Below are 12622 nucleotides of genomic sequence, written 5' to 3' on the forward strand. Positions count from 1 at the left end.
TCGCCCTTTCCGCCGACCTACCCCTGATCCACCCGTGGCCGCGCCGCGGGTGGATCAGTGCGTTCCCGGGTTGGCCTGATTCTTTCGGTCCGAGGGTGATTCATCGCCGACCAGCCCCAACAGGCCGCGCACCTGCGCATACTTCGCCGTCAGCCGGGTACGCGTCGCCTCGTCCAGGACCGCGAGGCGGGCGGGATCCGCGTTGTGCGCGAGGTCGGCCTCCTTGATGAGCAGCGCGCCCGGGGTGGCCAGGATCCGCGCGGCGTACGAGGACAGCTCCTCGCCCGGCCGCTTGGTCACCGCCAGGACCATGTCCTTCACCTCCTGCGGCAGCGCGGCCCCGGCCAGCCACCGGGCGGAGAGCGCGTCGTCCTCGACCGCGTCGTGCAGCCAGGCCGCCGCGATCTGCCCGTCGTCGCCGCCCCGTACCCGTACACCTTCGGCCACCGCCGCCAGGTGTTCCCCGTACGGGCGGCCCGCCTTGTCGGTCTGGAGCGCGTGGGCCTCGCGGGCGATGGCCTCCACCTCGGCGAGGCTCAGATCGTGGTCCGTCATGGGACCGACTTTACGACCGCGCCCGGGACGGCGTACGAGGCCGCGTCGGGGGCCTTTCGCGAACTCGCCTGATGCGTACGGCCGTTGGCGTCGCGCCCGACGGGACACCCGTACGGCGCCCGCACGACACCCGTACGGAATTAACGGACAAAAGTTGACAATACGACGGATTCATAGTTGCAGCGTCAATCGTTCGGTAAACTAATTACTGATGGATTCTTGATACCCCCTTGACTCGCTCTTGACCGACCCCGAAGGATCAGGCTCATCGGACACGCAGACACCCTCCTCGCCATGGGCGGCGCCTTCCTGGCCGCTGCCTTCCTCGCCCGCCTCGGCGGCCGTATCGGGCTGCCGACGATCCCCCTGTTCATCCTGGCCGGAATCCTCCTCGGCCCGCACACCCCCGGATACACGCTCCTCTCCAACCCGCACGATCTGGAGATGCTCTCCGCGCTGGGACTCGTCCTCCTGCTCTTCTACTTGGGGCTCGAGTTCCACATGGACGACCTCAAGACGGGTGGCCGGAAGATGGCCATCGCGGGCGGGACGTATCTGGCCCTGAATGTGGGCGCCGGGCTCGGCTTCGGCTTCGCGCTGGGCTGGGGCACCTCGGAGGCGCTGGTCCTCGCCGGTGTCCTCGGTATCTCCTCGTCCGCGATCGTCACCAAGATCCTGGTGGACCTCGGGCGCATCGGTAATCCGGAGACCCGGCCGATCCTCGGCATCATCGTCGTCGAGGACATCTTCCTCGCCCTCTACCTCGCCGCGCTCCAGCCGATCCTGTCCGGTGCGGACAGCCTCTCGTCCGCGCTGATCGACGGCGGCAAGGCCTTCGGCTTCCTGCTGCTGCTCGCGCTGGCGGCCCGGTTCGGCACGAAGCTCATCGGCAAGCTCATGAACACCAAGGACGACGAGCTGCTGGTCATCTCGTTCCTCGGCATGGCCGTCTTCGTCGCCGGTGTCTCCGAGATGTTCGGCGTCGCCGACGCGATCGGCGCGTTCATGGTCGGCCTGATGCTCGGCTCCACCTCGTCGGGCGACCGCATCCTCAAGCTGGTCCACCCGCTGCGGGACGCGTTCGGCGCCATCTTCTTCTTCGCCTTCGGTCTCTCCATCGACCCGGGCGACCTGCCGAGCGTGCTGTGGCCGGTGCTGGCGGCCGTGGCGCTGACGCTCGCCATGAACATCGCGGCCGGTCTGGCCGCGGCGAAGGTGTACTCCTTCGGCGCGCAGGCCACGTCCAACATCGCCACGACGCTCGTCGCCCGCGGTGAGTTCGCGCTCATCCTGGCCACGATGGCGGCGGCCGCCGGACTGGACGAGCGGCTCTCGCCGTTCATCGCCGGTTACGTCCTCCTGCTCGCCGTCCTCGCGCCCCTGGCCGCCGGACGCTCGCACTGGCTGGCCCGCATCCTGCCGGGCGGCCGCAAGAAGGACGACCACCAGGACCAGGAGCAGATACCGGTCTCGGTCTGAACGACGGCGGAAACGGAGAGGCGCCCGATACCCGGAATCCGGGTGGCGGGCGCCTCTCCGCCGTCCGGTGCGCAGACGTCCGGAGGACAGACCGCCCTGTCCGCCCGGCCGGTCAACTGTGCCCTCGGGTACCTGGATCCCCGGGGCGTGCCTCGGCTATGCAGGAAAGGTTCAGCTTCTCAGCAGCGAAGAGGTTTCCATGCACAGTCAGGACGGTCCCGCGAAGACCGGCGCGGAGAGCAGGTCCGCCCCGGTCGCCCGTAAGCCCGAGGCCGCGAGCGGAGTCCCGCCCACCGGGCTCCTCGCCCTCCAGGGCAGTGTCGGGAACGCGGCCGTCGTGCAGATGATGCGGACCCCTGACCGCTCGGCCCTCCAGGACCAGGACCACGAGCACGGCGACGGCTGCGGCCACGGCCGGGCGGACCAGGCCCCCGTGCAGCGCTCGGCGGTCCACGACGTGCTGCGCGGTGCGGGCCGCCCCCTGGACTCCGCCACCCGTACCGACATGGAATCCCGGCTCGGCGCCGACTTCTCCGACGTACGCATCCACAACAACGCCGCCGCCAAGGCCTCCGCCGCCGAGATCGGCGCCCGCGCCTACACCTCCGGCAGCCATGTCGTCATCGGCGACGGCGGCGCGGACAAGCACACCCTCGCCCATGAACTCACCCATGTCATCCAGCAGCGCCAGGGGCAGGTCGCGGGCACGGACAACGGCCGGGGCCTGCGGGTCTCCGACCCCTCCGACCGCTTCGAGCGCGAGGCCGAGGCCAACGCCCGCCGGGTGATGTCGGGTCCGGCCGCCGCCGGGCCCGATGTGCAGCGGGCGGTCTCCGCCCGGAGCCCCGGAGCCGCCGCACCGGCCGTGCAGCGGACCGTGCAGGACCGGCTCACCGATGCCTACTGGGCCGATCAGGCGGCGGGCAAGAAGGCCGTGAAGGCGCCGACCAAGGCGTCCGGCGGCCGCAGGGGCGACGAGATCCTCCAGGTGGTGGGGCCCGGTCTGATCGAGGAGCTGGCCGCGTTGTGCGCCGGGAAGTCCGAGGAGGAACTGAACGCGATGGGCCGGCTCGAACTCTTCCGGACGATGGACGAGAGCGAAGCCGCGGACATCGAGGCCTGGTGGGCGGGGCACGGTGATTCGACCGCGAAGCTGAACGACATGAACCAGTGGATTGTCGACCACAAGGACGATGAGAAGCCTTCGTCCGCGTTCAACAAGCAGTTCGGCGAGACGAAGAAGACAGCGGCCCCGGGCGCCGCGCCGAAGGACGGCACCCTGCCGATCGGCAACCACCTCGGCGACGAGGAACAGGCCCGCTCCTACCTCGACCCCAAGCGTCCCGGGGAGCAGGCGCTGATGAAGTTCGTCCTCCGGCCCGGCGCGCACGAACTGCTGTTCTCGCCCCAGTACATGGCGGTGGACGGAAACGCCGCGAAGCGCACGCCCCAGTCCCTCCGGAACATCCACGGAGGCATGCCGCAGGCCAAGAAGGGCGAAGGGCTGCTCGACGGCTACGTCGGGATCAAGCAGGAGAACCGGGGTGACTTCAGCGTGGCGGTGAGCAGCAAGTGGTCGAAGCTGCTGTTCCAGATATTCGTGGAGCGCATCGAGCGGGTCTGATCCGCGGACCTGCCCCGGGCACCGCTATGCGCGGCGGGAGAGCAGCAGCAGGGCACGGTCGTCGTTGACATCCTTGGCGCAGGCCTCGATCAGATGCCAGGCCGCGCCCTCGAAGCCGGTGGTGACATAGCGGTCGGCTTCGCCCGTCAGCCGGTCGATGCCCTCGGCGATGTCCCGGTCGGAGGCCTCGACCAGTCCGTCGGTGAACAGCATGAGGACGTCGCCGGGTGCGAGCGATCCCTTCACCGCGTCGAACTCGGCCCCGTCGTAGACGCCGAGCAGCGGTCCCTCGCCGGACTTCTCCTCCCACTGCCCGCTGCCCGCGTGCAGTTGGAGGGCGGGCGGGTGGCCCGCGGAGTAGATCTCGTAGTCGCCCGATTCCAGGTCCAGCACCAGATGGATCGAGGTGGCGAAGCCCTCGTCCCAGTCCTGGCGCAGCAGATAGCCGTTGGCGGCGGGCAGGAAGGCGTGCGAGGGCAGCGAGCCGAGCAGCCCGCCGAAGGCGCCGGACAGCAGCAGGGCCCGGGAGCCGGCGTCCATGCCCTTGCCGGACACATCGGTGAGGACGGCCTCCAGGGTGCGGCCCCCGTGGGTGCGGGCCGCGACGACGAAGTCGCCGGAGAACGACTGGCCGCCGGCCGGGCGCAGGGCCATCTCGCGGTGCCAGCCCTGGGGCAGCCGGGGCAGGGAGCTCTGGACCCGGATGCGTTCGCGCAGGTCGAAGAGCATGGTGCCGCCGCGCCGCCAGGGCACGCCGACCCGGGCCCGGAACTGGGCGAGGATCAGCCCGAAGAACCCGCAGGCGGCGACCACCAGCACGGTGCCCGGGGTGACCCGGGCGGGGCCGTCGAGATACGGGCCGAGGGTGAGCGCCTCCACGATCAGCGCACCGGCGGCCGTCGCGTACAGGCCCAGCAGGCTGGCCGGGCGCAGCAGGAGGCCGCCCGCCACGATGGGCAGGGCGAGGGCGGCCGGATCGATCCAGACCGGGCTGACGACGGTGGCGAAGGTGATGGCCGGAATCGTCAGCAGCAGACCGGCCAGGGCGATCCAGTCGGAGCCGTCGCCGCGGAAGTAGTCGACCCCGGATTTACGCAGGGCGATGCGGGCCCGGTGCATCTTTCTGCGCCACCGGGCCCAGAAGTCGTCTACTCCTCCGCTACGGGCCACTGCCGGGACTTTATCCACCCGGACGCGTCCGGTGCAGGGGGACCCCGGTGACAATGCGCTCGAAATGGGGTCGTCCGTGCATCGGAGCCCTGTTCCGCGTGGCATATGACACGGTTCCGGCGGGGCCCGGCCGCCGGAGGCCGCCGCCGGGCTCAGCCGCCGGACGGGCCCGGGGGCTGGCAGCGGGGGCACCAGAAGAGGTTGCGGGCGGCCAGGTCCGCGGTGCGGATCTCCGTACCGCAGATGTGGCAGGGCAGGTTCGCGCGGCGGTAGACGTAGACCTCGCCGCCGTGGTCGTCCTTGCGGGGCGGGCGGCCCATGGCCTCGGGGAGGTGTTCGGGGCGGACGGTGTCGATCCGGTTGTTGCGGACGCCCTCGCGCATCAGCTCGGCCAGGTCCGCCCAGATCGTGTCCCACTGGGCGCGGGTCAGGTCCCGGCCGGTGCGGTACGGGTCGATGCCGTGGCGGAAGAGGACCTCGGCGCGGTAGACGTTGCCGACGCCCGCGATGACCTTCTGGTCCATCAGCAGGGCGGCGATGGTGGTGCGGCTGCGGGAGATCCGCCGCCAGGCGCGCTCCCCGTCCTCGTCGCCGCGCAGCGGGTCGGGGCCCAGGCGCTCGTGTATCGCGCGCTTCTCGGGCTCGGTGATCAGGGCGCAGGTGGTGGGGCCGCGCAGATCGGCGTGGTGGGCCGCGTTGACCAGCCGGAGGCGGACGGTGTCGGTGGGCGGCGGGGGCGGGGCGGCGCCGAAGCCGAGCTTGCCGAAGAGGCCGAGGTGGATGTGGACCCAGCCGGTGTCGCCGAAGCCGAGGAAGAGGTGCTTGCCGTGGGCGTCGGTGGCGGTGAGGGTGTGCCCGTCCAGGAGGGCCGCACTGTCGGAGAACTTGCCCTGCGGGCTGCTCACCCGGACCGGGGCGCCCGCGAACCGTTCGGTGTGGTCGTCGGCGAGGCGGCGGATGGTGTGTCCCTCGGGCACGGCGGGGCTCCTGTGGAAGGGCGGGCGGTGACACGGCCGTGCCGCCGGGTCCGGGACCCGGCGGCACGGGAAGGCGTGGTGCGGGAGGGCCGGTCAGCCCTGCTGCGGGTGGTGGGCGGGGATCGGGGGGAGCTCGCCGGTGTTCTCGTACGCCGAGAGCATCTCGATGCGGCGCGTGTGGCGCTCCTCGTTCGAGTACGGCGTGGAGAGGAAGATCTCGACGAACTTCGTGGACTCCTCGACCGTGTGCATCCGGCCGCCGATCGCGACGACGTTGGCGTTGTTGTGCTCGCGGCCGAGGGCGGCGGTCTGCTCGCTCCAGGCCAGTGCGGCGCGGACGCCCTTGACCTTGTTGGCGGCGATCTGCTCGCCGTTGCCGGAGCCGCCGATCACGATGCCGAGGCTGTCCGGGTCGGCGGCCGTCTTCTCGGCGGCCCGCAGGCAGAACGGCGGGTAGTCGTCCTGGGCGTCGTAGATGTGGGGGCCGCAGTCGACGGCCTCATGGCCGTGGGCGCCGAGCCACTCGACGAGGTGGTTCTTGAGTTCGTAGCCGGCATGGTCGGATCCGAGGTACACGCGCATGGAGCGAAGTGTGGCACGAACTCGGCGGGGCAACCGTCACGGGGCGGTCGTCAGCGGTCCGGAAGGCCCGATCCGATGATTCGCAGGTCTGAGCCCGGTTTTGTGTGGCGAACGCCACTCGGGCAACGATCAGGCAAACGATCCGAATGAGGGGGTTCCCCTTCCGCCTTGTATCGGGCTTGAATGCGTGGCCTTGTCTTCGCATTCACCCCACGGGCACCACCCATGGCGGAGCAGGGCACACCCTCATGCTCGAAAACGTAAGGAATCCCCCCAATGACGTCGCAGACGACGCTGGCGAAGCCGGGCCAGGATCCCGGTGAGCCGGACCGGCCGGACTCGTCGGGCGGGCTTCAGGCCGGCCTGAAGAACCGCCACCTCTCGATGATCGCGATCGGCGGTGTGATCGGCGCCGGACTCTTCGTGGGTTCCAGCGCGGGCATCGCGGCCGCGGGCCCGGCGATTCTGCTGTCGTACGCGATGGTCGGCCTGATGGTCGTCCTCGTGATGCGGATGCTCGGCGAGATGGCCGCCGCCCGGCCCAGCTCCGGTTCCTTCTCCGCCTACGCCGACCAGGCGCTGGGCCGTTGGGCCGGTTTCTCCATCGGCTGGCTCTACTGGTTCTTCTGGGTCGTGGTGCTCGCCGTCGAGGCCACGGCCGGCGCGAAGATCCTGGAGAGCTGGATCCCGGGTGTCCCGCAGTGGGCCTGGGCACTGATCGTGATGGTCGTGCTGACCGCCACCAACCTGGTGTCGGTGGGCAGTTACGGCGAGTTCGAGTTCTGGTTCGCCGGGATCAAGGTCGTGGCGATCGGCGCGTTCGTGGTCGTCGGCTTCCTCGCGGTCTTCGGGCTGCTGCCCGGTTCGGACAACCCCGGGTCGGGTCTGGCCCATCTGACGGACACCGGCGGGTTCTTCCCCGAAGGGCCGGGCGCGATCCTGACCGGTGTGCTGATGGTCGTCTTCTCGTTCATGGGCAGCGAGATCGTGACGCTGGCCGCCGGTGAGTCGTCGGACCCGCAGCGGGCCGTCTCGAAGGCCACCAACAGCGTGATCTGGCGTATCGCCGTCTTCTACCTCGGCTCGATCTTCGTGGTGCTGACCCTGCTGCCGTGGAACGACCCGTCGATCCTGGAGAAGGGCAGCTATGTCGCCGCCCTCGACTCGATCGGGATCCCGCAGGCCGGCAACGTCATGGACTTCATCGTGCTGACGGCCGTGCTGTCCTGCCTCAACTCCGGCCTGTACACGGCCTCCCGGATGGCGTTCTCGCTCGGCGAGCGGGGTGACGCGCCGAAGTCCTTCGCCAAGGTCAACCGGCGCGGTGTGCCGCAGGCGGCGATCCTGTCCTCGGTCGTCTTCGGCTTCGTGGCGGTGTTCTTCAACTACCAGTGGCCCGACACGGTGTTCCAGTTCCTGCTGAACTCCTCCGGCGCGGTCGCGCTCTTCGTGTGGCTGGTCATCTGTTTCACCCAGCTGCGGATGCGCGGGATCATCCTGCGCGAGACCCCCGGCAAGCTGGTCGTCCGGATGTGGCTCTTCCCCTATCTCACCTGGGCGACGATCGCGATGATCTCCTTCGTCCTGGTCTACATGCTGACCGACGACGCCGCGCGCGAGCAGGTCGTGCTGTCGTTGCTGGTCGCGGCGCTGGTGGTGGGCATCTCGCTGTTCCGGGAGATGCGCGGCCGCAAGGCGGTCACCAAGTGATCCATACCTGACGGAGGCTGTCAGGTATCCCGGGGAGGCTCTTCTTCGCACCGCCCACCACGCGAGCGAAGGAGAGCCTCCCCTCTTGGTTTCCGAGTCCGCAGGCGCATCCGCAGGCGGGGACGCGGCGGAGCGCGCGCGGCTGGTGGCCCCGCTGCGGGCGATCGGGCCCGTCCTGGCGGACTCGCTGCGGGAGATGCCGTACGCGGAGAGCCCCACGATCCACCACCACCCGCCGTTCCCGCACGCGTACCCCGGGGAGGGGTTGATGCTCGGGGAGGTGTCCGGGGTGCTGGGGCCACGGCACGGGTGCTGGGGCGGGCGCTGCACTTCTCCTTCGGCGGCGGGGACCGTACGGCCGGTTTCCATGAGCCGGAAACGGCGAAGAGGCTCGCCGGTCTGGTCTCCCAGTACGATCCGGCGGGCCTCTTCGGAGGGCCTTACGAGGGCTGAGGGCTGGTCAGCCGCGCCGGCCCAGCAGCTTCCAGGTGGTCGGCAGGACGCCCATGGCCAGCGCCGCCTTGAGGGCGTCGCCGATCAGGAACGGGGTCAGGCCGGCCGCGACGGCGGCGCTCAGCGACATCCCGGTGGACAGCGCGAGGTAGGGCACGCCGATGGCGTAGATGATCGCGGAGCCGAGCACCATCGTGCCGGCGGTGCGCAGCACCGAGCGGTCGCCGCCGCGGCGGGCGAGGGCGCCGACGACGGTGGCGGCCAGCAGCATGCCGAAGACGTAGCCGAGCGACGGCATGCTCCAGCCCGAGCTGGCCTCGGCGAACCACGGCATGCCGGCCATGCCGACGAGCGCGTACAGCGCGAGCGAGAGGAAGCCGCGGCGGGCGCCCAGCGCGGTGCCGATGAGGAGCGCGGCGAAGGTCTGGCCGGTGACCGGGACCGGGGAGCCGGGGACCGGGACGGCGATCTGGGCCGCGATGCCGGTCAGGGCGGCGCCGCTGAGGACGAGGGCCGCGTCCACGGCGTAACGGTGCCGGGCTGCGGGCAGCAGGTCGGCGAGGACCGCTCCGGAGCGGACGGGGGCGGCAGCAGTGCTCATCGGGACTCCGCGGGTGAGGGCAGGTGGGCCGGGCGGCCCCCGGCGGTCGGGGTGGGGTCGGGCTCCGCCGACGTTAGCCCACGAGTGAACGCTCGATCACCATCAGCCGCCCACAAAGCGGTGGTTGAAGGGTTGGTGGAATTCACACAAAGACTGCGGCGCAATCGCGTTCCCGCGTGACGCTCGTCACGGAGGTGGGGCGGGTGGGGTCCGTTTTGGCGGGAGAGGGACAGCGGCCGCAGACTGTAGGTTCCCCATAAATGATCCGAGAGTGAACCGCACCCATGCACGAGGCTCCCCCCACCCCTGCCGCGCCCCCCGCGCCGCCCGCCGAGCCGCTGGCGCACGGGCTCAAGCAGCGCCATCTGACGATGCTGGGGCTCGGCGGGGTGATCGGGGCCGGGCTGTTCGTCGGTTCGGGCGCCGGGATCGCGGTGGCGGGGCCCGCGATCGTCGTCTCGTATCTGATCGCGGGGGCGCTCGCGATGCTGGTGATGCGGATGCTGGGCGAGATGTCGTCCGCGATGCCCGCCTCCGGTTCGTTCTCCGTGCACGCCGAGCGGGCGCTCGGGCGGTGGGCGGGGTTCAGCGTCGGCTGGCTGTACTGGTTCCTGCTGGTGGTGGTGCTCGCCGTGGAGGCGACGGCGGCCGCTCAGATCGCCCATGGCTGGGTGCCGGGTGTCGAACCGTGGGCGTGGGTGCTGCTGTTCATGGTGGTCTTCACCGCGGCGAACCTGACGGCGGTGAAGAACTTCGGCGAGTTCGAGTTCTGGTTCGCCTCCTTGAAGGTCGGCGCGATCGTCGTCTTCCTGGTGCTCGGCGGGTTGGCGGTCTTCGGCCTGCTCCCGGACACGGACCCGGTGGGGATGACCAACCTGACCGGGCAAGGGGGCTTCCTGCCGAACGGCTGGAGCGGGGTCGTCTCCGGTGTGCTGACCGTGGTGTTCGCCTTCGGCGGCCTGGAGGTCGTCACCATCGCCGCCGCCGAGACGGACGACCCGGCGCGCGCGGTGGGGCGGGCGGTGCGCAGCGCGGTGGTGCGCATCCTCTTCTTCTACGTCGGCTCGATGCTGGTGATCGTGACCGTGCTGCCGTGGACCGCGCAGCAGGCCGGGCTGAGCCCGTATGTGAAGGTGCTGGACGCGATCGGGGTGCCGTCGGCCGGGCAGATCATGAACATCGTGGTGTTCGTGGCGCTGCTCTCCGCGCTCAACGCCAATCTGTACGGCTCCTCCCGCATGATCTTCTCGCTGGCGGAGCGCGGGGAGGCCCCGCGCGGACTGCTGAAGGTGTCGTCCCCCGGAGCCGGGGCGAAGGGCGGTGTGCCGCGACGGGCGGTGCTGGCGTCGGTGGCGTTCGGCTTCGTCTCCGTCCTGCTCAATCTGCTGTGGCCGGACACCGTGTTCCTCTACCTGCTCAACTCGGTCGGCGCGGTGCTGCTGTTCGTGTGGGCGCTGATCGCCGCCTCCCAACTGCGGCTGCGCGCCCGGCTGGAGCGGGAGGCCCCCGAGGCGCTCACGCTGCGGATGTGGTGGTTCCCGTATCTGACGTGGGTGACGCTGGCCGGGCTGCTCGGGGTGCTGCTGCTGATGCTGACCGACGAGGCGGCGCGGCCGCAGGTGCTGTGGTCGGCCGGGGCGACGGCGCTGGTGCTGCTGGTGGCGGTGGGGCGTCAGCGACGGGAGCGGCAGGAGCGGCGGAACGAGTCGTCGGGGAGGGCGAACGCCACCGTCCGGTAGGCGGGTGTGCACCTTGTGTGAGCCTGGTGACCGTATAGCGGACACCCATTCCGTGTGAGCGGTACGGATGCTCAGACTGTGGGCTCGTCCCCTTGTCTCAGCTACCGAACAGAGCTCGTCCATGCCTCGGACCTCCGCGTCTCCCCCCACCGCAGACTCCGCGGCCCCCGCAGGGCCCTCGGCGGACTCCGCGCTCACCCACGGCCTCAAGCAGCGCCACCTCTCGATGATCGCCCTCGGCGGGGTGATCGGCGCCGGTCTCTTCGTCGGCTCGGGCGCCGGGATCGCCGCCGCCGGACCCTCGATCATCGTCGCGTACGCCATCTCCGGGCTGCTCGTCATGATGGTGATGCGGATGCTCGGCGAGATGTCGGCCGCCAATCCGGCGTCCGGCTCCTTCTCCGTGCACGCCGAGCGGGCGATCGGCCCGTGGGCCGGGTTCACCGCGGGCTGGTCCTTCTGGTTCCTGCTCTGCGTGGCCGTGGGCCTGGAGGGCATCGGGGCCGCGCAGATCGTCAGCGGCTGGCTGCCGGGGACACCGGAGTGGGCCTGGGTCGCGCTGTTCATGGTGATCTTCCTGGGCACCAACCTGGCCGCCGTGAAGAACTTCGGTGAGTTCGAGTTCTGGTTCGCCGCGCTCAAGGTCATCGCGATCACGCTGTTCCTGGTGCTCGGCCTGCTGGCGATCCTCGGCGTGCTGCCGGACACGGACTCGCCCGGCCTCACCAACCTCACGGGCGACGGAGGCTTCCTGCCCAAGGGCACGGACGGCTTCATCATCGGACTCCTCGCCTCCGTCTTCGCGTACGGCGGTCTGGAGACCGTCACCATCGCGGCGGCCGAGTCCGAGAACCCGGTGCAGGGCGTCGCGAAGGCGGTCCGTACGGCGATGTGGCGCATCGCGGTCTTCTACATCGGCTCGATGGCGGTCATCGTCACGCTGGTGCCCTGGGACGACCCGAAGGTCGCCGAGGTCGGCCCCTTCTACGCCATGCTCGACCACCTGGGCATCGGCAGCGCCGCGCAGATCATGAACGTGGTCATCCTCATCGCGCTGCTCTCCGCGATGAACGCCAACATCTACGGCGCGTCCCGCATGGCCCGGTCGCTGGTCGCCCGGGGCCAGGGCCCGGCCGTGCTCGGCCGGATCTCGTCCGGGGTGCCGCGCAACGCCGTGCTGTTCTCCTCGGTGTTCGGGTTCCTGTGCGTGCTGCTCAGCTACTGGCGGCCGGACGACGTCTTCCCCTGGCTGCTGAACATGATCGGCGCGGTGATCCTGGTGGTGTGGATCTTCATCGCCGCCTCCCAGCTGATCCTGCGCGGCCGCACGGAGCGCGAGGCTCCGGAGAAGCTGGTCGTGCGGATGTGGTTCTTCCCCGTCGGCACGATCGTCGCCCTGGCGGCCATGGTGGGCATCTTCCTGCTGATGCTGCGCCAGCCGGACACCCGTGACCAGCTGCTGGCCACCGGAGCGCTGACGCTGGTGCTGATCGGTATCGGCCTCGTACGGCAGCGGCGGCGGGGCGGCGACGCCGGTACGGCCGAGATCCCGGCCCAGCGGAAGTAGCTCCCGCTCGGCCGTTCGGCAGCGGTTCCCGCACGGCCTCTACGAACGCCGGGCTCCTCCTCGTACGATCGGGGCGGAGCCCGGCGTTTCGGCATCCGGCGTTCCGGTGTGGGGTTCCGGCGCCGCGTGCACCCGTGGCCAACAGGACATCGCAGGGCCGGGCAC

Annotated in this window: 10 protein-coding genes and 1 pseudogene; 6 read left to right on the forward strand and 5 right to left on the reverse strand. The window is 70.5% G+C overall.

Going from position 1 to position 12622, the window contains the following annotated elements; translation table 11 throughout:
* Positions 1 to 54: 54 nt before the first annotated feature.
* Complete coding sequence (locus tag ACSMXR_RS11020) at positions 55 to 555, reverse strand: HD domain-containing protein (RefSeq protein WP_218527529.1); 501 nt, start codon at positions 553 to 555, stop codon at positions 55 to 57.
* Between the two features lie 294 nt (positions 556 to 849).
* Between ACSMXR_RS11020 and ACSMXR_RS11025 the strand changes: the two genes are divergently transcribed.
* A complete protein-coding gene (locus ACSMXR_RS11025) occupies positions 850 to 2034 on the forward strand; it encodes a cation:proton antiporter (protein ID WP_030077749.1) in 1185 nt (394 codons plus the stop codon).
* Between the two features lie 199 nt (positions 2035 to 2233).
* Positions 2234 to 3658, forward strand: a complete 1425-nt coding sequence (locus ACSMXR_RS11030) for an eCIS core domain-containing protein (protein WP_473171748.1) — start codon at positions 2234 to 2236, stop codon at positions 3656 to 3658.
* 24 nt (positions 3659 to 3682) lie between these two features.
* Here ACSMXR_RS11030 and ACSMXR_RS11035 read toward each other — a convergent pair whose 3' ends face one another.
* The 3 genes from ACSMXR_RS11035 to ACSMXR_RS11045 all read right to left on the reverse strand — a co-directional run bounded on the left by ACSMXR_RS11035 (position 3683) and on the right by ACSMXR_RS11045 (position 6387).
* Positions 3683 to 4777 (reverse strand): PP2C family protein-serine/threonine phosphatase, encoded by a 1095-nt coding sequence (locus ACSMXR_RS11035; RefSeq protein WP_256343284.1) that lies wholly within the window; start codon positions 4775 to 4777, stop codon positions 3683 to 3685.
* 203 nt (positions 4778 to 4980) lie between these two features.
* Positions 4981 to 5805, reverse strand: coding sequence for an Fpg/Nei family DNA glycosylase (locus ACSMXR_RS11040; protein WP_364883863.1), 825 nt, complete (start codon positions 5803 to 5805; stop codon positions 4981 to 4983).
* Positions 5806 to 5898: 93 nt separating this feature from the next.
* On the reverse strand, positions 5899 to 6387 hold the full coding sequence (locus ACSMXR_RS11045; RefSeq protein ID WP_010062974.1) for a ribose-5-phosphate isomerase: 489 nt from the start codon (positions 6385 to 6387) through the stop codon (positions 5899 to 5901).
* A gap of 276 nt (positions 6388 to 6663) precedes the next feature.
* Here ACSMXR_RS11045 and ACSMXR_RS11050 point away from each other — a divergent pair, with 276 nt between their 5' ends.
* Both ACSMXR_RS11050 and ACSMXR_RS11055 read left to right on the forward strand, forming a co-directional pair.
* A complete protein-coding gene (locus ACSMXR_RS11050) occupies positions 6664 to 8097 on the forward strand; it encodes an amino acid permease (RefSeq protein WP_137233033.1) in 1434 nt (477 codons plus the stop codon).
* Between the two features lie 118 nt (positions 8098 to 8215).
* Positions 8216 to 8550, forward strand: a pseudogene (locus tag ACSMXR_RS11055) (FAD-binding protein); the annotation flags it as partial.
* A 7-nt stretch (positions 8551 to 8557) separates the two neighbouring features.
* On the opposite strand, the gene ACSMXR_RS11060 reads toward ACSMXR_RS11055, so the two are convergent.
* Positions 8558 to 9151, reverse strand: coding sequence for a biotin transporter BioY (locus tag ACSMXR_RS11060; RefSeq protein ID WP_473171749.1), 594 nt, complete (start codon positions 9149 to 9151; stop codon positions 8558 to 8560).
* Positions 9152 to 9435: 284 nt separating this feature from the next.
* Here ACSMXR_RS11060 and ACSMXR_RS11065 point away from each other — a divergent pair, with 284 nt between their 5' ends.
* Together ACSMXR_RS11065 and ACSMXR_RS11070 are read left to right on the forward strand one after the other, a co-directional pair.
* Entirely contained in the window at positions 9436 to 10890 is a 1455-nt protein-coding gene (locus tag ACSMXR_RS11065) for an amino acid permease (protein ID WP_473171750.1), read from the forward strand.
* A 121-nt stretch (positions 10891 to 11011) separates the two neighbouring features.
* Positions 11012 to 12457 (forward strand): amino acid permease, encoded by a 1446-nt coding sequence (locus tag ACSMXR_RS11070; protein ID WP_473171751.1) that lies wholly within the window; start codon positions 11012 to 11014, stop codon positions 12455 to 12457.
* Positions 12458 to 12622: the final 165 nt, after the last annotated feature.

The organism is Streptomyces sp. DSM 106670 (assembly GCF_055792845.1).